This window comes from Chryseobacterium metallicongregator (assembly GCF_031324065.1).
Taxonomy (GTDB): domain Bacteria; phylum Bacteroidota; class Bacteroidia; order Flavobacteriales; family Weeksellaceae; genus Chryseobacterium; species Chryseobacterium metallicongregator.
The window spans coordinates 644,149-667,848 of sequence record NZ_JAVIXS010000020.1; the positions used below are offsets into that span (position 1 = coordinate 644,149).

Annotated in this window: 17 protein-coding genes; 3 read left to right on the forward strand and 14 right to left on the reverse strand. The window is 33.5% G+C overall.

Annotated elements, in window-relative coordinates:
- Positions 1-315 precede the first annotated feature (315 nt).
- From REB14_RS20865 to REB14_RS20880, 4 genes are all read right to left on the reverse strand, one after another.
- Complete coding sequence (locus tag REB14_RS20865) at positions 316-1,008, reverse strand: hypothetical protein (RefSeq protein ID WP_309523183.1); 693 nt, start codon at positions 1,006-1,008, stop codon at positions 316-318.
- Positions 1,009-1,508: 500 nt separating this feature from the next.
- A complete protein-coding gene (locus tag REB14_RS20870) occupies positions 1,509-2,678 on the reverse strand; it encodes a hypothetical protein (protein ID WP_309523184.1) in 1,170 nt (389 codons plus the stop codon).
- Positions 2,679-2,687: 9 nt separating this feature from the next.
- Positions 2,688-3,800 carry a tetratricopeptide repeat protein gene (locus tag REB14_RS20875; RefSeq protein WP_309523185.1) on the reverse strand — a complete coding sequence of 371 codons (1,113 nt, stop codon included), beginning with the start codon at positions 3,798-3,800 and terminating at the stop codon, positions 2,688-2,690.
- Between the two features lie 5 nt (positions 3,801-3,805).
- Positions 3,806-5,272, reverse strand: a complete 1,467-nt coding sequence (locus REB14_RS20880) for a hypothetical protein (RefSeq protein ID WP_309523186.1) — start codon at positions 5,270-5,272, stop codon at positions 3,806-3,808.
- Between the two features lie 302 nt (positions 5,273-5,574).
- Here REB14_RS20880 and REB14_RS20885 point away from each other — a divergent pair, with 302 nt between their 5' ends.
- A complete protein-coding gene (locus REB14_RS20885; protein ID WP_309523187.1) occupies positions 5,575-6,714 on the forward strand; it encodes a DUF3800 domain-containing protein in 1,140 nt (379 codons plus the stop codon).
- An 862-nt stretch (positions 6,715-7,576) separates the two neighbouring features.
- Here the strand turns inward: REB14_RS20885 and REB14_RS20890 are convergent.
- Positions 7,577-8,041, reverse strand: a complete 465-nt coding sequence (locus REB14_RS20890; RefSeq protein WP_309523188.1) for a transcriptional regulator — start codon at positions 8,039-8,041, stop codon at positions 7,577-7,579.
- Positions 8,042-8,948: 907 nt separating this feature from the next.
- On the opposite strand from REB14_RS20890, the gene REB14_RS20895 reads away from it, so the two are divergent.
- Both REB14_RS20895 and REB14_RS20900 read left to right on the forward strand, forming a co-directional pair.
- The gene (locus REB14_RS20895) at positions 8,949-9,770 is read left to right on the forward strand and encodes an RNA polymerase sigma factor (RefSeq protein WP_309523189.1); all 822 of its coding nucleotides are present in this window, start codon (positions 8,949-8,951) and stop codon (positions 9,768-9,770) included.
- A gap of 1 nt (position 9,771) precedes the next feature.
- Positions 9,772-10,866, forward strand: a complete 1,095-nt coding sequence (locus REB14_RS20900) for a transposase (protein WP_309523190.1) — start codon at positions 9,772-9,774, stop codon at positions 10,864-10,866.
- Positions 10,867-11,457: 591 nt separating this feature from the next.
- Here the strand turns inward: REB14_RS20900 and REB14_RS20905 are convergent.
- The 9 genes from REB14_RS20905 to REB14_RS20945 all read right to left on the reverse strand — a co-directional run bounded on the left by REB14_RS20905 (position 11,458) and on the right by REB14_RS20945 (position 23,699).
- Positions 11,458-12,426, reverse strand: a complete 969-nt coding sequence (locus REB14_RS20905) for a hypothetical protein (RefSeq protein ID WP_309523191.1) — start codon at positions 12,424-12,426, stop codon at positions 11,458-11,460.
- A 453-nt stretch (positions 12,427-12,879) separates the two neighbouring features.
- The gene (locus tag REB14_RS20910) at positions 12,880-13,428 is read right to left on the reverse strand and encodes a DUF922 domain-containing protein (protein ID WP_309523192.1); all 549 of its coding nucleotides are present in this window, start codon (positions 13,426-13,428) and stop codon (positions 12,880-12,882) included.
- Between the two features lie 19 nt (positions 13,429-13,447).
- Complete coding sequence (locus tag REB14_RS20915; RefSeq protein ID WP_309523193.1) at positions 13,448-13,738, reverse strand: hypothetical protein; 291 nt, start codon at positions 13,736-13,738, stop codon at positions 13,448-13,450.
- A 191-nt stretch (positions 13,739-13,929) separates the two neighbouring features.
- Complete coding sequence (locus REB14_RS20920; RefSeq protein ID WP_309523194.1) at positions 13,930-14,913, reverse strand: hypothetical protein; 984 nt, start codon at positions 14,911-14,913, stop codon at positions 13,930-13,932.
- A 124-nt stretch (positions 14,914-15,037) separates the two neighbouring features.
- Positions 15,038-15,457 carry a hypothetical protein gene (locus REB14_RS20925; protein ID WP_309523195.1) on the reverse strand — a complete coding sequence of 140 codons (420 nt, stop codon included), beginning with the start codon at positions 15,455-15,457 and terminating at the stop codon, positions 15,038-15,040.
- A 226-nt stretch (positions 15,458-15,683) separates the two neighbouring features.
- Entirely contained in the window at positions 15,684-16,067 is a 384-nt protein-coding gene (locus tag REB14_RS20930) for a DUF2750 domain-containing protein (RefSeq protein ID WP_309523196.1), read from the reverse strand.
- A 205-nt stretch (positions 16,068-16,272) separates the two neighbouring features.
- Positions 16,273-16,812: a suppressor of fused domain protein gene (locus REB14_RS20935; RefSeq protein WP_309523197.1), complete on the reverse strand. Its 540-nt coding sequence runs from the start codon at positions 16,810-16,812 to the stop codon at positions 16,273-16,275.
- A complete protein-coding gene (locus tag REB14_RS20940; RefSeq protein WP_309523198.1) occupies positions 16,809-20,267 on the reverse strand; it encodes a DUF6443 domain-containing protein in 3,459 nt (1,152 codons plus the stop codon). Before REB14_RS20940 ends, REB14_RS20935 begins: the two co-directional genes overlap by 4 nt.
- Positions 20,268-20,273: 6 nt before the next feature.
- The gene (locus tag REB14_RS20945; protein WP_309523199.1) at positions 20,274-23,699 is read right to left on the reverse strand and encodes a hypothetical protein; all 3,426 of its coding nucleotides are present in this window, start codon (positions 23,697-23,699) and stop codon (positions 20,274-20,276) included.
- Position 23,700 lies beyond the last annotated feature (1 nt).

Sequence of the window (23,700 nt, forward strand, 5' to 3'; positions counted from 1 at the left end):
ATAATCACTTGAAAATGAAATAAAAAAGGATAAACACGACTCCCTTAAACTGTATGACAGGTATTTCGAGGAGCTGTTAAGATTTACCCGTACATTCCCACATTACAAAGCTATTATTACTGATAAAAATTCATTATAAATCGAAAGGCAATCATAGACCTTTCATGAGGTTTTAGAAAAGAGAAATTCCCTCTAATTTTAGGGGGAATTTTTATTTCTCTATATACGTAACAACATAAGTGCTTTATTTTACACACCTAAACACTGATTTACAAACACTTATCAAAAACAAAAGGCAGAACGAAGAAAATGGGTTTATTTTATGCTTTCTAACTCTGAAAATTTTATCTCATCTCTTCTAAATATAAGCTTTTTGCTCTTGGCTTTATCAAACATGAAGAGGTAATTTTCCGTCATGCCAACAAGTAACAAATTCTTATCTTCTTTGTACTCGATATTATTAACTGTAAAGATTAACCTTTCACGTTTCGATTCCCCACTATACCTGATTTTATAGAAATCCTGAATGGCTTTGCCTATGGTTAAAAATAACATAATGACAGCCAAATACCTAATTAACTTTTGAAACTTAATATTTCCTTTTTTAACATAAGCATAAATTACTGCATAACCAATTATCCATGTAGCCAAAGCATCTACTCTAAACTCTTCAATGCAGGAGACAATAATAAAACTCACAATACCAACGAGCAGGAAGATACTAAGAGCCCTATTCTCAGGAACTTTATCAAAAATATAGACTTTAGACAAAAAAATATGAGTTACTAATAAAAACAAACAAGTCAATGAAAGCCCCATCAAATACTGCACACTCAGGAGGATAACCTCACTTAAATTTAAGTAATTAATTATGTCGATATTCCAGAAAAAATAATAGGATAAAGTATGTACAACCCCTATAGTGGACATATACAAAGAGATAGTTGCCAGATTTTCTTTTACATAATCAATAAAAGATTTCATGTCAAGCTTTTGATTTTCATCCATAATTAGTCCTTTACAAAATTGAATTCTAGATTGTTAATACAAAAAAAACAAAGGAAAGCAAAAATAGTATAGACAACAATACTATAATGAAATCTTGGATTTTCATTTTTTTATGATTAACTGCTATTGAAACAATTAATACAACCTGTATTATAAGACCTAAATAATACCCAAGATTAAAAAGCCCTTGCAATTGTCTGGGATTAATGACTTCATAAATCGAACTTGGGATTAATTTACTGTATAAATTATATCTTACTAATAAACAGATTACTAATGTCAATGACAGGAAAAAGTTTTTCATTTTCATATCATTGCATCTTGTTAGTTCCAATATTGTTATAGCATTTATTTTTTTTGAGTTCTTTGATTCCAGGTCTCAATCTGTTTTTTTTCTTTGTTCACATTGTAATTCCAATATAAAAATATCCTATACCCGATATATAGCACTGCAAGTATTGAAAGTAAAATAACTATTACAGTTTTGTTTTTTTTCATAATTAGTTCCCTGAATTTTTAACTGGTGTTGAACGAGGAAATAAACCTTTATACCTATTGAGTAAATAACCGTTTTGCATAGACCTTAAATCAGCTTTACTATCATTCCTATTAAATTTTAAAGCTCCATCTTTAGTGTCTTGTAATGAAAAACCTAAAACATTCATGTAGTGTCCCCAAATAAAATTCCCAGCATCTAAATGATTGTATGTCTGATAGCCATCTCCTTGAAAGATGTAAAGAGGCCCTTTATCTTTCAAGATTTCAGTAGCAGGATTCCAAGTTTCTCCCTCTCCTTGTTGCATTAAAAAATCAGATAGATTATAAACAGATGCATCCATTTTTCCACCTGCTGATTCCGTTAGTGCCATAAAATTTCTTCCTATGTAACCTTGCTTACTAATTCCAGAATCTCCTTCAAAAAAAGACATCCAATCATTGGTTATTGAGAATACAAATTGATGATTTTTGAAATCACTACCAAACTTATTCATGTTATATTTAATTGCAGCAACATCCGTTTTAGGGTCATTAAATTGATAAACAGTCTGTTGTTTGCTTTTGGAATTTTCAATAACTAATTGGTCAGGTTTATCATTCTCATCAACTCTAACAAATTTTCCTTCTTCATTAAATACATAATCATCTTCCAATAGACCTGTTGGGTCACTAAATCTTAAAGGATTATTAAAAGCAAATCGGTAAGGAGTCCAATCACTATGCTCTTCACTCAAAGGGTCAGGTGAAAACCATCTCCCTGCTGTATCTAAATAAGGCTGTGCATCTGGGTCACTCAAATCTATTTCTCTGAACTCTGTTATCTCCTTGGTTTTTCGATTGTATTTTACAGAACCAATATTAACAACAGCATCCATATCATGGAATTCTAAGTACTTCCCTTTGCTCAGTGTGGCAATTTTAGGATAATAACCACGGTCTTTAAAAGGATTTCCAATAGCAATATTTTTCCTTCTTCTTTCAGCTTCTTCAGGAGTGATGGAATCTCTGGTTTTCAATACCTCATCCATATAAGGTCTGTTTCTCTCTTCTTTGGTAAGTTTAACAGGATTTACCCATTTCTTTTCAGCTTTTGGCTTAGCTTGGGTTTTCTTGACTTGAGCTTGTGTAATCCCTGCCAGAAGTACAAAGCCAGTAAGTATAATTCTTTTCATTGTCATTTGTTATTTCGTAAAGTTATTTAATAATTTTTTATTCTCATATTTATTTCTCTCTGTTTTAAGAGATACCAACCAGTCTAAATACATTTCTTCGGGCATCTGACGATAGCCTGTCTCATAGATATGCCCATATTCCTGTGTCATAAGCTCCATGAGTTCTTTAGCCTTTGGGTCTTGTTGAACCTTTTTAAGGTTTTCAGGATTGGTGGAACTCAAATTCTGTTTATCCATCAGTTTTTCAAACTGTGCTTTATGAGTTTCAGCCCTAAGGATAAGAGCTTTAGCAAAGTTGGGATAAATCTCTATTGCTCTGTTAACTGCTTTTAGCACAAAATCTCCATCATTATCAGGAAAGTTTCTGTTGTATGCTTGTGCTAAATCAAATAGGCATAAAGCAAGGCTTTCTTTGTTGTTCAGGGCTTTCATAAACACCCCATTTTTGATGGCATCCAAATGAATGTATCCAGAAGCCATCAGCCATGAATCCTGGGGAAATATGCCACTGGTAAGCTCTGTGTTATACCAACCATCCGATTTAATTTGATGTTTGATATATACATGATTAGGAGCTAAGGCTAAATTGGCTGTTTCTCCTAATTCCTCTGCTAATATCTTGTAGAGGTAAGGCATAGAATTGCAGTTCCCTTTCTTGGTAGCTAATAATTTTGATACAAATAAGTTGGTTATATCATTATGTCCAAATACATCAGTAAAGTCATAATTAAAAGGTTTGTATTGTATTACAGTATCTTTTATAGCAATAGGTAAAGTTTGACACATAATAGAATATACTGCTGCATATTTGCTTACTTTGTCTTTATCAGATTGTTTGTAATTTAAATCCCTATTAGCTACAATAGCTTTGGCAAATTTTGTTAAAAACCTGATTTCGTTATTAAGCTGTACCGTATCCAGCTTTCCCTGAAAATAAGCATTCTCCACACTGAATACAGCATCTTTAAAGCTATATTTTTGCTTATCATTCAGCATATTATCAATTGTCTGATAGGCATCATTATAAAACTGGTTATTCTGAGCTTTAACTATTCCTGAACTTAGCCATACCAACACTAAGAATAAAAGGGGTACAATTTTTTGGGATAAATATCTTTTCATTATTGTTATAAATGTTTTGGGTCTATTGGGAAGTACTGGGCTTTCTCCTTAGGTTGTTCAGATTCTTTTTTCTTTTGTTCCTGGGCCCTTCTCAAAGCTTCCTGTTGTTTCTGCTTTTGCTTTTCAGCATTAATCTGTTTCATTCTTTCAGCAAGAGCTTCACTTTTCTGCCTGTTGGCTTCACCTTTCATATTCCCCAACCATTCTTCATAAGCACCATCAGGCATCGGAACATAACCCAGATTGTCAATATTATTGAACTGAGCTTTAGTTTCCTGCAATAGAGTTAATGCTCTTGGATAAAATCTGATATTTTGTAGTTCCTCAGGATTTTCAAGGTTCTTAATTCCCAAATGCCCTGCTACATATTCCAGTTTAGCCTGTTGAAAAGTTGATTTTAGCAGGTTGGCATAAATGTTATTGGGTGAGTATTCCAGTGCTTTATCCAAAGCTTTTCCTACAAACTCATCCATTCCGTATTTGTGGGCATAACCATTGGCTAAATCTGCATAGAACTGGGCTAATAGTTCTTTTTTGTTTTGCTCTTTCATATAAATATCATTCTGCAAAGCTTCTGATTTTATATAGCCTGATTCCAAAATAATTGAGCTTGTAGTAAATATTCCATTGGTAAGCTCTGCATTTTGCCATTCCTGCTCTTCATCCTTAAACTTCACATAAGTATGGTTGGGAGCAAAGGCTAAATGAGCATCTGCATTCATTTCTTCTGCCAGCATTAAATAATACAAAGGCATTGAATGACATTGCCCAGAGCCTGTTTTAAGGAGTTTGGAAACAAACATTTTGCTCCAATCCTTTTCACCCATATAATCTTCAAAATCATACTTGACAGCTTTATGCTGAACTCCTCCCAGCTTCATGCCTTTAGAAAGGTATTCAAAAATCATCAGGTTTTTATCTGTATTGCTTTCAGTATTCTGCTTTCTCTCTTTCATTTTCTGTAAGAGCTGTTTTGCTGTTTTCTGAATTCCAGATTTAAACTGATTATAATTTTGTTTATTCCCATAATAGGCATTCTCCACAATGAAATTGGCTTCACTTATAGAGTAATTGTCAGTATTGAGTAAGGCTAATTGATTGTAAGCATCATAATAGGATTGTGTGCTTGCTTTTCCTGAAAATGAAGGCAGGTTATAATAAGAATCTTCTAAGGCTTGTTGTCTGTAATAGTTCTCCTGTTTATTTCTGAGTTCCTCTTCCTGAGCCACCTTTCTAAAGTCTTCTTCCATCATTTTTGCATTCTGTTTCTGAATCTGTGAACTTCTTTGATTATATAAACCACCATCAGGAACAGAGGGAGCAACAGACCTTGCTGCACTTCCGTAATTTGGATTTGAAAAGTTACCTAGATTGCTTGGTGTGGGAGCTTGAGAAGTGGGAAATTTAGGAATTTGCCCAAATCCATAAATACTTATACACAGTAAAGGCAAAATCTGTATTTTTTTCATCATAAATACTCTTATATTGTGTTTTTTAGAGGTTCATAAATCTACAAAAATTCATTGAATTGTGAAAATTACATCCAGTATTAAACTTACATTTAGACAAAAGTATATGAGGGTAACGACAAAAACATGTCACATTATAATTAATTTCTGAAGAGTCTTCGTTTTAATATTTTAAAAATTCATTCCAATATAAAAGTTATAATTAATTCCGTTAAAATGCTTTTTAAAAAGGAAATTAAGACATAGTATTTTAATTAAGCATTGTTTATTGTATATTTGATAGAAACCACATGAAAACTTAGAAGATGGAGAAATATTATGTATTTGGTGATGAATCTGGAACACCTTCAAAAAATGATGGTATAAGTCATTTCATTTATGCTTGTGTTCTTATTAAGGAATCAGAGTTACACAAAGCTAGAGAAGTTAGAAACTACATCAGTCAGCAGTTTCTAGATGGACATATAATTAAAGCAAGCAATAGAGCAATAAGTAAAAATTTTTCAAAGAGGATTAAAATCTTAAAATACTTATGTGAAAACTTAGATTTTCATATATATTCTTTAGTCATTGATAAAAAGGCTCTATTCAGTAAAGGTTTAGATATTAAAACCAGCTTTATAAAATTTTTCCAAAGGATTTTACTAAATGATTTAGCAGGAAAAGTTTCATCATTCCATGTTTTTATTGACTCAACAGGAAATGATGATTTTCAAATCAGTCTTAAAAAATATTTAATTACAAAGATTCCTGAGTTTCAAACTAACCTTTTTAGTCAAGAAAATAGTTATCATTTAAAAAGGGATGATGAGGAAGAACTTATTCAATTAGCTGATTTAATTTCCAATTCATTAATGATGATTTATTCAGAATCTAAAAGAAATGCTAATTGGGAAGAATTATTTAATACACTAGAACCTAAACTGTTTCAACCACTTGTTTTTCCCTACAATTCTATTCTAAATCAAGAAGATGATGAAGAAATTTTTAAGGTTTCTAAGTCAATATATAGTAGTGTTCTAGAGACAATAGAAAGGTTTAAAGAGGGAAATATTGACAAAGTTAAAAGTGTCATAGTTAATCATTTAGTATACATATCAAGAATATTCCCGACTCGATTAATAGAAACCTACGAATTAAAAGATGAGATAAAAAGAGTTCTAAATCTGGAAGTAAGTTTAGAAAATATTAGAATTCATATAAGAGATTTAAGATATAAAGGGATTTTAATCATATCAAAAGCGGGTAAAAGTGGTTATAAAATAGCTGTTAATGAACAAGATATCAGCTCATATTTTCAACATTATCTATCGTACATCATTCCAATGCTTGAAAAAGCTAATATTGCTGATGAAGCACTAAAAATCAGCATGGATTCTACCAATTACAGCAAGATACATAAGTTTATTAAGGCTTTAAAGGAACCTGATATATTAGAAAGCTAACGTATTAATCAATACAAATTTATTAATTTCTAGAAAATATAACATCAACTATAAAAACATGAACATTTTTAAAGAACCTATTTTAAAAAAGCACAAGAATTAAGTGAGGAATATGCTTTCATATATGAAAATGCACTTGTTAAATACATCAAGAATCTAGGGAAAATATGGGGAAGAAAACTTTAATAAAAAAAAAAAACAAAACCCACTGATTATCAGTGGGTTTACATTTAACTATTGCGGAGAGTGAGGGATTCGAACTTGGCAATAAAAACTATCTGAATATGGGATAATTAAAATAAAATTCAGACTATTGCCACGAATTTGCCACTACTCTATATTTTTAATCTGCAAAATCTTAACTCTTGACTAAAGAACTCTTTAGTTTGAATATACAAATATAAAACATTTTACCTTAAAGGATTAATACACTATAATTTATTTAAATATTGCCCAATAAAAGAATCAGGTTCTGCATTGAAAAGATGGCGATAGGTATTATGCTAAATTTGGTTAATATCAATGATTTTAGAAGAATTATTACGCCTAAGAAATTTGACCACTCCCTGTATATGATCTAAACTTTTCTAAGGCCTAGCCTTCACTATTAATTTTTTCCAAGTCTTTCATTATATAGTCCTTAACAGTTTCAGGATATCCGCTGTCGATCACGGTGTATTTGATTGGTAGTATCATTGCCGAAGCATATTAACAGACAATCTCCATCCTTGCCGGATATGCCTTAATATGAATGTTCATAATATAGCTATTAGTTTTAACTAATTTATGAAAAGTAAATCATAGTGTATCGTCATGAAACCACAAGATAAAACATTGCAATTGAATAGGGAAAATGAAAATATTATTTACCATTTCCATAAAGCTTTTCAAAAAGCTCTCCCAATTTCTTTCCTACTGCCTTTTCAATAAGAATTAATTCAAATGCTTCTAAAGCTCCTTTGCGAAAATATAGCTCAGATAGTCTAACCTCAGAAATACCTGTTTTAGCAGAAATTTCTTCAATGGTATTTGTAGATACTTCCACTTCTCTCATTATTGAGCCAAAAACATTTCTCTTTTTTTGATTATACTCTTTCAACTTATAATCTTTTAAATTAGGATATGTGAAAGATATCGCTGTTGAAAAACTATCTTTAAAAGCTGTAACTAATAAATAAAAGGTTTCAGCAGATAGCTTTTCTACAGAGCCATTTTTCAACTTACTTATTTGCCCTTTAGATAAACCAGACTTTTCTACTAATGATTTATCTTGCCAATTAAGATCCTTTATTCTTTTAGTAATGTATTTATCAATCTTATGATTCATATAAAATTATAATTTCTTTGTTTTAATATTTTGTAATTAGGAAACTAATTTGTATATTTGCTTTAGCGATTTGATAATTAAGCCAATGGCATTAATTAACGATGTTTTCTCGAGCCAAACGACCAATTTTCAACCGAGAGAACCGTGAAATCGCTTCATGTCTAAAAAGTTCATTACTTTTGTATCGGCATGGAGTGGTTCTCACGTAAGCTTTAGGTTGAAACTTTATAAATCTTTGGATTTAAAGTTGGGTTTGGTCGCCCATGGCTCTAAAGTGTGAGACTACTCTTTGCTTTTTACAAGGAATCCCTCATATTTGAAAACATCGTTCTATACCAACATTTAAAAAAGTTAATATGAGAACGAAACTATTCAACATTCAAATTAAGGAACCACCAGCAGGTTAATCTTCTATTTTCATAAAGGCCATCAGCTCTATACCTAATATTAAAGTGAGGTAGGTTTCAACATGAATTTACAAAATACATTGCCACTAAATTTGGACTTCTTTTAAACTCGCACCTTAAAAGTAGTCTTTTTGTCTCATAACTACCAAATTCTGTTTCTATAAAGGCAAAAGAATAGAGGTATAGAGCCGTTTTTTAGGTAAAACATTATTCATATCAATCAAGATGCCTAAAAGCTTAGGGGGAAAACTGCTTTCTCTACCCAAAATAGCAGAGAAAGCAACTAAGTTTGAAGACCTGACAAAAATTGGATAAATCCAATAAATAAATTTTGATTTTCCCTAGTTTTCACGCTCATGATTGTCAGCTTGAGCGCTCAGAAAAAAATAAAGTCCGAAGATGCTCTATTTTCATCAATATGCGTTAATCTCTTGGAAGTTGTTAACGATACTCAAAAGACCATAGATTTATCCTCAGATTTTTAGTTAAATACACTGCTTATGAAACCAACAGATTCATTACCATTACCCCGGATGTTGAATGATCATCAGCTATATGAACTGCTGAAAAAAGGTAACCCGACTTCCTTAGATCATATATATTTACGCTACAAAAGACTTCTATTGTGGCTCGGAAGACAAATGCTTGAGGATGATTTTGTAGTGGAGACACTTGTGCAGGACACTTTCCTTAAACTCTGGTTATACCGTGACTCTATTGAAACTCCGAATCATATTCTTGGCTTTTTACGGTTTGTTTTGAAAAGAGACTGCATATCATATTTTAATGCTCCAAAAAATAAATTCACCCGCTTAGTTGATTCCCTTGAACGTTTTGAGAATTATCAGGATTATCTTATCGGTTATGATCCCATGCAAGATAAAGAGCATCTTATCCGTCAGGAGTCCGATCAAAAAGATTTTGATGAAGTTAATAGGGTTTTAAATGTAATAAGTCCCAAAAGAAAGCGCCTGATCAGACTTTGTCTTGAGTACGGCTTTCAGTACAAATCCATTGCAGAGGCAATGGGAAGCAGCGTAAAAGACATAAGCAATGAGGTTAACAGAGCCATAGACGATCTTCGGAAAATTCTTAATAGAAGTTCTCTTGAAAAACCAAAGGAAAAACCTTCCGATAGTGAAGAGCAACCAAATAAATTAAGCAGTCAGCAGCTTGAGATTATGAAAAGAAGGGTCGAACAAAAATCTTCTTTCATAGTAATTGCCAAGGAACTTAAACTTTCTGAAAAGCAGGTCCATCGGGAGTTTCTATATGCTTATCAATATCTACAAAATAAAAACATCTCCGAAAAAGCTCTTTGAAATGGAAAAATCAACGATTACACTTACCCGAAAAATTCAGCTGCTGATCGACGTTCCTTCCAATGAAAAAAACGAAGTGTGGGAAAAGCTCTACCGTTATCAGAATCGCTGTTTCCGAGCGGCTAATTTAATTGTTTCCCATCTGTATGTTCAGGAAATGATTAAGGATTTCTTTTATTTCACCGAAGAAATCCAGTACAAGCTGGCTGATGCAAACAAAGATCAAATGGGAATATTTACACGTTCTAAAACAAACACAACGGCACGTATGGTTTTTGACCGATTCAAAGGTGAGATTCCTACCGATATTCTTGGAAGCCTGAATAATACGATTCAATCTACTTTCTCTAAAAACAAAGCCGATTATTGGCAAGGCGTAAAATCTGTAAGAAATTTTAAGAGAGATATTCCCATTCCGCTCCCGGTTAAATGCATCAGCAAAATGAGATATGATCCTGAAAAGAAAGCATTTTGCTTCAATATGTTCGCTATTCCGGTTAAAACGTATTTAGGGAGAGACTTCTCTGATAAGCGCATAATAATGGAACGTCTTTTAAGAGGTGAAATAAAGCTTTGCACATCACAGATTCAGGTGAAAGCCGGGAAAATCTATTGGCTTGCAGTATTTGAATTTGAAAAAGAAGAGAATCATTTAAAACCCGAAATCATCGCTGAGGCTTCCTTGTCTCTGGAACATCCAATAGTAGCAAAAACTGGCAATGTACGAATCAATATTGGCACAAAAGAAGAGTTTTTATATCGCAGGCTTGCCATTCAGGCAAGTCAAAAGAGAATTCAATCCAGTATTGCCTATGCGCGTTCTGGAAAAGGAGCTAAACGCAAACAAAAAGCATTGTATAAAACTGAAAATTTGGAGAGCCGATATGTAAGTCATCGACTTCATGTGTACAGCCGGAAGCTTATCGATTTCTGCATCCAGCAACAGGCGGGCACACTAATTCTTAAAAATCAAGAGGACAAAATTGGTATCGCAAAAGAACAGGAATTTGTACTTCGCAACTGGAGTTATTATGAATTACAGACCAAAATAAAATATAAAGCAGAAAAAGTTGGTATCGAATTAATCATTGGATAGCTAAAAAAAATGACGAGGGTGCTTGTAAACCCGTAGGGTGAGGTTATGAACTCTCACTAAATACTTGAATAGTATATACAACGGCGTGGGTTCTTTTTTTACTTATAATATTGAACAGAAAATATATAAGAGAAAAACACAAAACGCTTTACAATAATGTTTTGAATAAAACAAGAGGCTTTAGCTCTTGACTCAATCAGAAGAAATTTCTTTCTCAAAAAGGAAGAAACGAAATATAATTTTTTAACTGAACAAAATAGAGTTATCTGACTAAATTATTAATGCTGTATTAAATATTCTAAAAGGATCTAAAAACAAATATATTTCCAATTTTAATAGTCGTTTAATTGTTTTTTCCATTGAAAATTTTTGAGTTCTTACCCTAATTCCCCGACGATTAATTATATTTTTCAAAAGAAAAAGGAAAAAAAGAAAGCACAAAATTCATTATGAAAGATTTTAAAAAGCAAGTTTATGATGAAAAATACGACCTGCAAGGTGGAGATTTTTTAGCATATCGTTTGGACCTGAATTTGTCTTTTAAAAATCTGAAACAATACCTTTGTTTTCTTTTATGAATTTTTGCCAGTTCTACTGTGACCTCTTTATCTTTTTTCTTTTTTGTTGAACCGGAATATTTTCGGTATTATATTGTAAACCATGATTATCAAAATTCAATAACGAAAAGATTTCTAAGCTGCTGTCAGCATCTTTAAAAATCTCCTCTAGTGATGAAAAAGGAATCTTATTTTCTTCAGAAACTTTTTTACAAACACTGCCAAGTATTGTTACTATTTTTTCTTTGGTTGTATTAAATAATTTTGGCTGTTTAAATTTTTCAAACTGTATGGCCTTTATAATTGTATCCTTCACTGAATTGAAATAAATCTCCTTTTCTTTCGTGTATGCAGTAACGTTAGACAAAACAAATGACAGCTTGTTTTTTAATAGTGATACTTCTTTAGTTAACTCAATATTCTTTTGTTTAAGCTCAGTAATTATTTTGGTTTTGGATTGAAGAATTTCTTTATTTTTAAGCAGTTCTATATTATATGACTTAAAAACTCTCTCGTAGTTTTTAATCGTTTTATCTGTTTTGATTTTACGAAAGCCTAAGAAATCATTTTCTTTTACTATAAGATCTTCAAATCTTTTAGAATTGAGCGCTGCCTTCATTTCAGCTATTTTGTTGTTTAGCAACAAAAGTTCTTCTTCTCTTTTTTGAATTTTAAATTCTATGGCTTCAAGCCGTCCTTTGGAGCCTGAAACACCTCTATCCATTTCCAGATATTCAGCCGTAATATCCTGCATTTTTGAATAATGAAATGATTGATGCTTCAATGTTTTTCCAGTTTCTAAATCCTGCCAGTCGGCTACTAAATGAGCATGATAATTGGGCTTCCATTCTTTAGAGTCCTTATCATAATGTCCTTCATCTTTATGAATGGCAATTTGAAAAATTCTTATTCTTAGTTCTTCTTCTAGCCTTTTAGAGAGCCTATGCAGATCCTGCATCGATGTATCCTCTTTAATTACAACTACAGCTTCACGAATTGGCAATGCATTTTTTTGTAATTTTCTTCCAGACTTTTCCTTGCAGTATGCTTCTATTGATTTAAACCTGTCTGAAATTTTATCTTTGATCCAATATTCGTTTTTTTCTGTAAGATCCTTTTTTATATAATCGAAGGTTTTTCTTCTGAAATTGTGCGCTTCGGAATCTGTTTTCACCGCCTTAAAATTGATAGATGTTTTCACGGCAATAAAATAATTTACCTAATCATTATTTTTAGATAATAAGTCCTATAGGGCTTCGATTTTCACTCATTGGCTTAATAAAATAATCCGCATCGGTTAGATACGGATTTATATATTAGTAAAAAAATGAACTTGATAACAGAGCATTGAGTAAAAGACTCAATAAAGGGTATTTTTTACTTTCATATATAGAATAATTCAGACCCAATTGAAAATTGTATTTTTCGAAGTATCTCCAGGGGTATTTCTATTCTTTTATTTTCTTTTCTTATTTTCTTTTTTATTAAATGTATCATTTACCATTCTCTCAATAATACCATTATATTTATTTTGCTGTTCTAAATTTGCGCCATGTTCTGTCTCTGAGTCATACCTAGCCTGAAAAGCACTGTATTCAACAAAATTCGCGTCGTATAATTTTTGAAAATTATCATTAAAATCTTTTGTACCTTTAATCTGGCTATGTATAACATTTTGAAGTTTATCAGCAAATACATGAGCAATGTCAAAATGCTTCTGTTCATGATTGAGGATATGACTATTAGTAATATATTTTTTATTTATCCATGATTTTTCAGGGTAAAATATCGCATCTATTTTTATTTTGATCTTACCAGTCCATATGGAATTAGAAACAATTTTATAATCCATTCCAATATATGATTCTGCACCTGTACTATTATCTTCCTCATGTGTAGGATGAGCAAAATCTTTAAAATCCAACTTCCGATCCGTTGACCATTGAATTGCTTGACTTAATAAATTTTGAGAAATTAATAAAAAAACAATAAAAATTTTATACACTACATTATTATATTTTAATTTACGATCTAATGTTGTTGAATTCTTTCAATTCAAAATAACAGTTCTCACAAACAAGTGTTATTCCCGCGAATTTCTCAGACTCTTCATCCCATCCATCATATTCATTTCTGATTTTTTCACACTCACTACACCAGGCCTGTAAGTCTTCCTCTTCTTCTAAATCCATTCCCTTATAAGTATCAAATGCTTCTTCAAAACCTTTTGGAGTTTCGAGATCTAAATGCTGACATACAAAAGCAGATCTTGAATATCCATGAGTACAACAATCAACATTCTTTTGCTTCAGCATTCTTACATCTGATGAATCTTCATCAACAACATTGATGATTAACCACTGTTGACTTTATATACTCCCATACCTTTCAAAAAATCCAGGGAGGTTGCTTAAAGCCTGGATAGTAATAAAAAAACCATAGCAACATACGTATTTTCAAGGAATTTCTTTCCCTTAATTTTCAACTTAAAAGGAAAATACATTGTTCATTTTGGGGTTTCTTCCGCAATCCATTTCGCTGATTTTAAAAATCGTTTTGATACATCATCACTCCATTCTGTACCATAGTCGATCTCATAAGTCCTGCAATTCTCATTTCCTAAAATAATTTGCACGACCTGTAAAAGTTTATTCTTTTCTATAATTACTGACACTTCTTGAAGCTTTCTATTCCAGGCAGGAGAAGGATTAGCACTTCTAGCTGAATCTAAAAAGTTAAGCAGCTGAACTTTAATTTCAAAGTCTTTCCAAATATCTTCTGATATCTCCAAATTCATAATATCATTAAGGATCTTATAACAGCCTTGTTTATTCTCTACTTGAAATTCCTTCAAATAAGCAATTAACTCTACATCGGTTATTGAAACTAATTTTAAGATCTTTTTAAAACCGATAATATCATGGTGGAAGGTTTTCTGATATAGTATGTGCAATATGTTTTTCAAAGTTTCAAACTTAATACTTGCTGAAGCTTGCTTAATAATACCCCGAACATTTTCTATTTTAAGAATGTCCTCCAAAAAATTACTGTTAGGAGAAATAAAATAATTCTCCCGGAGATAAGCCGTAACGTGCAAAAAATCTTCTGGCGAATAGACAATCATCCTATCTTTAACAAGCTTAGATATCAAATTATCTCTAAGCAATGCACCAATCCGTGCTACATATAGTGGTCTTAAAAAAGCTCCATTGAAAACATTATTGTAGTTTAATAATTTTGGAAGAATATATTTATAAATTTTTCTAGCAATTCCTGATGAAATTAGGTCATTGAATTGCATCTCCAATTCGTGTTCAAACTTTCTTTGTATTTCAATATTACTAGTTGCTTCTTCATGCTTCAATAATAATAAGTCAAACCAATACTGGATATTATTAAAATCAGCTTTAGAAATATTTAACTCTTTGGCTAATACTTTTGATTTCGCAAGTTCACTGTTTTTAAAAATCCAATATGAATTATCTGTCATAATTTCCTTTTAATTTAATACTCCGATCTGATGCTTCCTAGCTAATTTGCAAAGTGTATTTATTAAAATTTAGGGTGTTAAAAAATAATGCTCTAAATAAACAACAAGTTTTTAAATTTATCTTCTATTGGGTTTTGCAAATTTCAGAAGCGAAGACATCTCCTTCAAATTGAGTCTCAATAATAGCACATTTCCCCTCTATCTTTTTGATTGTACAAAGATAACCACCATGAGAGTTAATATACTTATCAGTTTCGTCATGCTGGCTTTTGGTAAGATCTAATAGTAATATATATTGGCAGTTACTCTTCCATAGTATCTTATAGTATCTATCCTTCGATATTTTTTTATTTGTAGAAAGATCAAACGTTTCTTCTATTTGAAAATCATTAGATCTTTGTATAAGGTATCTCTTATTTGTTTTTTTATTCAATAATTCAAACTTCCCAGATTTAAAGTCTGAACAAGTAGAATAATCTGTATCAATTATTTTCGAATTATCACTGATAAAAAAACTAGCAAAAACTATAAATATTAATTTCACGAAAACGCTTTTATTATTATGAAGATTAGCATAGCATTTTGATATGCTAATCTTGAGTTATTTTTAGATTGAGAGTTACTCTTCTTCATCCTGACATATTTCAATTTGTTTATTTTAAGATAAGCTACATAATTTGTGGCTTATCTTTTTGTAGTATTTAGTAAGGTGGCTTTATGGTATTGCTCCACCTTAAAATCTTATAAACCTATATTACTTAAACTTATGATTATCCATAGTTCTTCAACTCATCACTTAAATCCTTAGAAAATTCTGTCAAATCAACAACAAATCCTGTTCTATCAAAAATTGGAAAGACATTAATTAAACAACCATGATCAGCAATAAAATCAATAATTTCATCTTCCAGATCATCCAAGTCTAGCTTTTTGACTTCACAATTTTCCCACCCATTAACCTTACAAAGTTCTGCATATTCCTGCGAACTCCACAACGGGAATAATTCTTCCTCGTCAATTTTTGACACTACGTAATCTCCAGTAGCATCTATGAGAGTATAAAAAAACTCAGAATCAGCTACTTTTTTTATAAAGTACTTATACCTTTCTTTCGGCTCTAAAGCAATAACACTTTCAATCTCTTTTTGATTCATTGTTCATATTTTCTAATTATGGTTCTTTCTGTTTTTAAGTTTTCTGAGATATCATAGTAATACGCCAGTCTGATGTTTCCTACCTGATCGGTATGGCCAGTCTGTTTTGAAATTAAAAATTTAGGGTATTATAATACAATACCCTAAATTTTATAAGTTGTCACATCCGATCACTGGGATAGTCTTACATAATCTTTTACAAATCTTACCATACATAAACTTCCCTATTCAAATCCCAAAGATTATCAATTTCATTTTCTTCAAGAAATTCTTCAAAACTATTCCATCCCTTTTCTCTTATCAACTGAGCTTCTTCATTATAGACTGGAATTATCAGTGGGAAAATGACTGATCTTTCCTCCAAATCTAGCTGTTGTAAATTTTCATCAAAATAAAAAGGCAAAGTAAAATATAATGAATTCATTTTAGTCTCTGAAGTCATCGTAAAATCAAATGATATAACATCGCCTCTCTGAACATTTATTTTTTGTTCAATTACATATTCAGAAAAACTCGTTAAGAAAGAAGCTATTTCATCTTTACTAAACTTATTTTCACATACGAGAATAAATTCAAAATAATAACCAACAAAGTAGCGATTAAGCCCTAAAGTTGAATATGTTCTTATTTCTTCAAAGGGAATATTCTCATATAATGATATTGTAACTTCATATCTTTTATCTGTAATATTTATGGCATTGGATATTTCACCAATATATTTTTCTAGGTGCTTTACTATTTTCATCTGTGAAATCTTGAATCGTTATCTTTTGCGGATCGGTTACAACCGAAACATTCTACTTCTACTCCTGTATTATAATTATCTAATTGTTCCTTTCTTGTCATTCCATCATGATTTCTATTTACCCACGAAGGATAGTGGCTTGCATCCCAACCATCAGGACCACTTCTTTTTTCTCCTTTGTGTGGATTTCCCTTAACATTCTTTTTACATGTCGGACACATTTTGGTATTTGGTAATGTGCCATCTTTTGCGTTATCCCAAGCATCTTTCAATGTTTTTTTCCTAAATGATCCTCGTTTAGCAATCACTCTTCCTTCAGCAGCGGCCTTGGCTTTTCCTGTTAATTGTTTTGCAGCAGCTTTAGCTTCTTGTATTGCTTTTAAAGCCGGAGCCTTACCTCCTTGTGCTGTTAATGCTCCTTCAGGTCCACCAAAAGCTGCCATTCCTAAAGTGGCTAAATCAAAAGAACCATTTACAACTTTTTCTTTAAAGGATTCTTTAGGAACACCAGTTAACAGAGTTAAACCACCATCTTCATCAACTACATATTTATTTCGTACGGCATCGTTGGTAATTACATTAGCTGTTCTTACAACATTGTTTGAAAAGGCTGCTCTTATGCTATTAATTCCTCCACCTATGAATTCTGCAAACTCTACCGGGTCTCCAGGTAGGTCCTGTTCTCTTTTGGTGCTTTGCCACTCTAATCCCTCTAATTCTCTTCCATCAACAACTCTGTTTTCCGAGAAATTATAATGTGACTGATAGGCATATTTTTCACTTAAAGGGTCCACATTAAAGAACCTCGCCATACCAGCATCATAATTCCTCCATCTGTAAGAACTCCATTTGGTATCAATCTGGTTTTCCTGTCCCTGAGTAGAATATCTATAGCTTGGGGTTACTGTACCATTAATATTAAAATCTCCACCAAACTCAAGCCCGAATGGATAGTAATGGTTGGTTCTATCTATTTTCAGGCTGCCGGAAGCATCTTTGTAATACGCTAATCTGACATTTCCGACCTGATCTGTATAGTTGTAAATATACAGATTTTTAATAAAATCATAATACCCTTCCGCTGTGGGAACAAAGCTTAAAATGTCATCAGTATACTGAAATCCATCGAGATAATCAGTTTTGCTTACAGTTTCAAACTGTCCTCTTCCTGTTCCATATGTGTAGATTTTTCTCAGTTTGGCTCCGGCAGCATTATACAGATATTTTGTATTGACATTGTAAGTCTCAAGATCATGAGTGTTATATAATTTATTAAATTTTATGTAGTTGGGAAGGCTAAGGAAATTATAATCTATCTGCAGCATCCCCCTATCCTCATGGGTAATCATATTTCCGTTACCATCATAAGGAATTGGAGTTGATACTGAAGCCGGATAACCTGCATAATTACTTGAAGCATCACTAACTGTATTAACCCTGTTCCCAGCATAAGTGTAAGTAAGATCATCAATCTGTTGTGCTCCAAATCCTGTCAAAAATCTGTTTCTTCTAAGGGTTTGAATATTCCCGTTGACATCATAAGTCAGGGTTTCGTTATAATAATTATTCTTTGGAACTGTGGCATTGGGTTCAGAATAAATTCCATTTTTCAACCTTTCTAATCCGTCATATTGGTAATTATATCTTCTGAATGTTCCATTATCAGCACTTGACCAGTCTATTTCTGCAATATTCCCATTGTATTTGCCTGTAGAAACCTCTGAATAAACAGGATTATGGTATTTAAGCTCATAGGCAAATAGCTTTCCGTTTAAATTGGCAGGGTCATTCACTTTCGTAATCCATCCACGGATATTGTAGGTCTGATCTATTGACTGTAAAGGAATACCCGTGGTATTACCTGTCTTTTTATTGATAAGCTGCCCGAGGTCATTATAGGTATTTTCTACAAGAAGTTCTTCTGTTAGACTGTTTACCTTATGATAGTGCTTCAACAGTCTTTTCTGGTCATCATATACAAGTGTTTCTTTGATAACCACTTCAATATCCGCGTTTCCTTTTTTATGATAAGTGTAGCTTTCATCCACAGCACCAGAGAAGTCAAGCTTGAATTCCTTTTTGGTATATCCACCTAAATGATTCCAGCTTTTTTCACTTACTTTTTCCCCTTTGGTGTTATAATAGAAATACGTTTTTGTCCAGTTATCGTCCTCAATGTTTTTTACATAGGATGCTGTAGGCAGCCCCTGGGTATTGGCACCTCCGTTAAGAGCTTTGTCTTCGTTCACTACATATTGATCGAGGATTTTCGCTGGCGGAAACTCTTTTGTATCCCTTGGATAAGAGTCATAATAATTAACAGAAAGAAGTGTCTGAAAATTAGTAAAAAGAGTATTGGTGTAATACACAACAATACCATTTTTAGTAAAACCTGTAGCAGTAGGGGTTTCGCTGATAACAAGACTGTTAATCTGTCCTTGCAGATCCGCCCGGGTTCCTCCATCAATAAGCCCGGTATAGGCCACACGGCCAAAGGCATCATACTTGGTCAATAGCCACTGTCCTTTATTTTTCAGGTTCACATCCTGCGAAAGTACCGGACGGTCTGCTGCATCATACACCACAGATTCCCAATCATCTCTTCCGGGTAATCTTTTCTCCACCAGTCTATCCAAACCATCATATCGATATTGGTAACAAAGGCTGTTTAGAATATCGGTGGTTACAACATTGTTATTCTGTTCAATTTTCTTTACTGCCAACGCAGGAATCACAAATGCCTTTTGTCCGTATTCATTGTATACATAATAGGTATCTATGTTTTGTGTTCCATCTGTTCTACGTACCAGTACAGTTTCCCCACGTCCGTTCTGAAACTGGATAACCGGGGTTCCATCTTCATCAGTTACCGTATTTTTGTATAATATTCCCGCGGCATAAAACTCACTTCCCGGCACTATGGATACAGAAGAAACAGTTTTGTTATCTGTTCCTGTGGTTGTATTGGTGATAAATTTCTTTACCTCTGTTCCCAGATTTACTTCATATTTAAGCTTTTGGGTATGTCCGGCCGCCATTTTCCAGGGATCACCTGGCTGGGCCACTTGCTTCACCCTGTCTAAGGGAGAATTTTCAATCTCTTTTTCCGTATAGGCATTGGCTGCTCCGTAATAGGAATTTGCCGTACTTTCGTTGACAATCCCGGTATGGATCGCCGAATTGAGCGAATTGGCAGGAACAGGAAGAATATCTTTAACCTGTCTTCCAAATGCATCATAAGTAATCGGGGTAACCAGGTCCTTTCCTGTGCTTGTTGCTTTTACACTGACAATCTGTTTTGGTCGTCCTAATCCGTCAAAATAGGTAATGGTCTCAGTCTTCTTACTGCAATCACCACTTAGGCAGGTTTTGGATTGTATATAGTTTTCTGTTGTACTTTGTGCATAGGTCATCATCACTGTAAACAGCAGACCTAATAGTTGTATTTTTTTCATTTGTGTTTACTGCTTATAGTTATACTTGATTTCTTTAACAACCTTATAACTGTAGGTTCCAGCGTTGTCTCTTTCCCTTACCAGAACCTGCTTCAATCGGTTTGCTGTATCATAGACATAGAGTTCCCTTTTTCCTGATGGGGGTGTTATCGTAGTGATCCCCACCAAAGGATCATAGGTATATTTGGTCGTCATTCCAACGGGCTGAAAGGCATCAAGAGCCAGTAAGAACTCAGCCTCTTTGGTAGGATCCGCTGCATCTTCATTGGATTTCGCCACGATAGTAGTGATCATCCCTTCTATCTGGCTATAGAGTACACCTACAATTTTTGCAATTGGTCTGGTTTTGTTATAGCCCCAGACAATACTTACGGGGGTGCCGTCTTTCTCTCTGTACTGGAGAATATTCCCATTTTCATCATACTTTTCGTAAGTAACATCCTTAGAAGAAATAGCCGGGTTAAGGGTATCATAAGAATAGTCAAACAGCGGAAGCACTAAACTTCCGGTAACCGTATGAGGCAACGCCGTTGGATAAATAGTTTCTTCCCTTGATGTTACTTTGGTAATATTATCTACTGTTTGCTGTGCTTTCGTTTCCAACGAAATACCCACCATATTTTTATCAATCATCAACTGATTGTTTTTCTCATGAGCGTACTGATATGTTTTTTCCGTTGTAGACAGATCTGGGAATATGGTTTTTTCCGAAGTTATCTGGGTATGTTTAGGATTATTATAGAAATACTGGGTTTCTGTTTTCATCGCATTTCCGTTCAGGTAATCTATTGTTTTCTGGGACTTCAGATATTCAAAATGGGAAATGTTTTTGTATTGCATAATGTCCAGGTTATCCAATTTATCTTCATAAGTAATAGGCCCTACCGGTTTACCAAAACAAACATCATTATAGGATTGAGTAGTATTTTGCGCCCCTGATCCCTGGCAATTCTTATAACCATCTAAAGCATTATATCGGTGAGAATGATTGGCTGCACAATAGGTATACGAAATGGTTTTTACCACATCTTCTGCCGTACAGAGCTTTGTCTCATTCTTGGTAACAGGATTATCATAATTTTTTCTGATCGAAAAGCCATCCACCTGATATTTTCTGTTGTTATCTTCTTCATAATTCATCTCTACACTTCGCATCAGATTACCTCCGGCATCCAGATATTTAGTCAAAAGTTCGCGTCCATTTTTCCACCCAAAATTTGTCCAAACTGAGTTTCGGATATTATCTCCATGAAGTACTTTACCAAAATCATCTGAACTAATAGAATAATTATGGATAATATTGGATTTCCCCTCTACAATTTCCTGTACCGTTTTATAGAATACATTGGGATGGGTAGCAAAGAGTTGGTTAATATTGGAAGAAGTCACCATTGTATAAGGAAATCTTTCTACACCTGTAGGAACAGATCCGCTTGGTAAGTTAGGGTTATTTGTGCTACAGGTTCTGGTATAAAGAAGCTGCTCCTCAAATGCAGGAGTTCTTAATACCACGGCTTCTGTATATTGATCATTCAAATCACGGTAAATAAACTTTCTTGTATTGGCTACACCATTTTCAGATGTATCTACAATCTTTGCGATTCTTAACCCGCCAATAGGAGCTTCCCTGTCTCCATACACTGCCTCTTTAGTGGTATAGCTTGCTGATGCAGTAGAACGGGTACAAACAAACAGCGTCCAAAGCTTAAGGGTTAAAGGCTCATCTTTCTGAACATGGGCAAAAAGGCCTGCTCCATTATTAGTAGGAAAAGTAACCGAATTACCAGCACTGGTAACAATTCCGGTAGGGGTTTTAAAATATAATGGGACAGCCTGACCATTAGAATTTAACAATGAAACAATTGCTCTGTGTTTCCCCGTAACCTGCTCAGCAGGATCGCATGAACTGTTAAATTGTGCACTTCCTCCCAAAGTGATGTCTTCTGTCCGAAGCGGAGTAAAAGCTACTGTATTTTCAACATGACCGTTAGTATCATCAGCGGTGGCTTTGATTTGAGTTCCAGTTCTTTCAGAGGGACTGAGCATTACATTTTTTTCTATCGCAGTATGGTTTTCGTAGAAAAACTCTGTTGATCCTTTAGTAGGATAAATAATCTTTTGAAGTATCCCAATAGCTGTATTTTGCGGAACAACAGACTGTGATGCCCCATTATATGAACTCCACATAGATACCTTTTCTATATTAGGAACCAGATTGGTATTGGAGGTATTACCATTATAATATCCCCAGCTATCCCTGCTAAAGGCAAGTCTTTGAGGAAATCCATCTGGTAAGTTGTACTGAAATCCATAGGTCGTGTTTAAAACACTATCCACTACAGAAGTAAGAAACAGACGGTTATTTGCTGTAAGGTTGTAATTGAGAGTAACGTCATTAATAATACTACCATTAACCTTTTTGGTAACTTTCTGTAATCGTTTATAATCACCGCTACCTCCCGATTGTAGATAATCAAAAATAATTTCTCCATAAGATGGATTGTTACTGTATATTCTTTTAATCTGTTTTCCAGCCACAGTCTGGTTATGGTTGATCAGTTCACTTACCTGAGGGTACCTTATAAATGCGGAATTCCCACAGCTTGATGTCATTGGACCCTCGTTAGGTGATGTATAGGATAATGTTTGTGACTGACTCATAGTCGCAGTATATCCGCCATCCACATTCTCAAAAAATACAACTTCTCCGCTGGATATGTCTTCAATTTTTGTCAGATACCACGCTGTGGTAGAAATTGATATCAGAGAATGTCCGGCTCCAGCAGTACGGTTGGAAGTCGTCTCTTTGTCTGTAAAGTAATATTTGATTCCATTATCTACTGTTATGATAAAAGAATTCCCTCCACTTGTCCCCTCAATAACAACATCCTTTTGGGAATAAATCACAGGAATTCCTTTTTTGTCAAAAACAAATTTAATCTGCATTCCCCCAAAGCTGGCCATATACAAATCCTGCTCCGTATCTATATCATCAAAGGAGGCATCCTGGAAAAATTGCATAGCAGCGGTTGTATTAGCACCCAAATCTCCAATATTGGTTGGAATGTTAATATTGGATTGATTGTCCTCATCAGGAAGATCTCTTATTACCCTTGTAATAACACCACCTGAAACAATATTCCAGCCCAATCCGGTAGAGCCGTTCATGTCGTCTACCTTGATTCCATTGGAAAAATAATTGAGCCTGATTGGGATGTTAATATTTCCAGCCTCAAAAGATGTTACAGGAATATCTACATTGGCATTCCCTGTAAAAAGGCTTACAGGGATGTTTCCAAATGCTCCCAGTTTATAAGACTCCGCGGATGGAGGTATAATGTTGGGTAGCGTTGATGATTTGCTACCTGTAGTTTGTGCGAGAGCTACCCCCATAGACAAGTAAAAAAATAAGCTTGTAATATTTCTTTTCATT

What these genes read in the sequence shown, in the direction of transcription:
- REB14_RS20880 (WP_309523186.1), bottom strand. Translation starts at nt 5,272, where the DNA reads ATGATGAAAAAAATACAGATTTTGCCTTTACTGTGTATAAGTATTTAT.
- REB14_RS20940 (WP_309523198.1), bottom strand. Translation starts at nt 20,267, where the DNA reads ATGAAAAAAATACAACTATTAGGTCTGCTGTTTACAGTGATGATGACC.
- REB14_RS20915 (WP_309523193.1), bottom strand. Translation starts at nt 13,738, where the DNA reads ATGCTGAAGCAAAAGAATGTTGATTGTTGTACTCATGGATATTCAAGA.
- REB14_RS20895 (WP_309523189.1), top strand. Translation starts at nt 8,949, where the DNA reads ATGAAACCAACAGATTCATTACCATTACCCCGGATGTTGAATGATCAT.
- REB14_RS20930 (WP_309523196.1), bottom strand. Translation starts at nt 16,067, where the DNA reads ATGAATCAAAAAGAGATTGAAAGTGTTATTGCTTTAGAGCCGAAAGAA.
- REB14_RS20935 (WP_309523197.1), bottom strand. Translation starts at nt 16,812, where the DNA reads ATGAAAATAGTAAAGCACCTAGAAAAATATATTGGTGAAATATCCAAT.
- REB14_RS20900 (WP_309523190.1), top strand. Translation starts at nt 9,772, where the DNA reads ATGGAAAAATCAACGATTACACTTACCCGAAAAATTCAGCTGCTGATC.
- REB14_RS20890 (WP_309523188.1), bottom strand. Translation starts at nt 8,041, where the DNA reads ATGAATCATAAGATTGATAAATACATTACTAAAAGAATAAAGGATCTT.
- REB14_RS20875 (WP_309523185.1), bottom strand. Translation starts at nt 3,800, where the DNA reads ATGAAAAGATATTTATCCCAAAAAATTGTACCCCTTTTATTCTTAGTG.
- REB14_RS20870 (WP_309523184.1), bottom strand. Translation starts at nt 2,678, where the DNA reads ATGAAAAGAATTATACTTACTGGCTTTGTACTTCTGGCAGGGATTACA.
- REB14_RS20920 (WP_309523194.1), bottom strand. Translation starts at nt 14,913, where the DNA reads ATGACAGATAATTCATATTGGATTTTTAAAAACAGTGAACTTGCGAAA.
- REB14_RS20865 (WP_309523183.1), bottom strand. Translation starts at nt 1,008, where the DNA reads ATGGATGAAAATCAAAAGCTTGACATGAAATCTTTTATTGATTATGTA.
- REB14_RS20885 (WP_309523187.1), top strand. Translation starts at nt 5,575, where the DNA reads ATGGAGAAATATTATGTATTTGGTGATGAATCTGGAACACCTTCAAAA.
- REB14_RS20945 (WP_309523199.1), bottom strand. Translation starts at nt 23,699, where the DNA reads ATGAAAAGAAATATTACAAGCTTATTTTTTTACTTGTCTATGGGGGTA.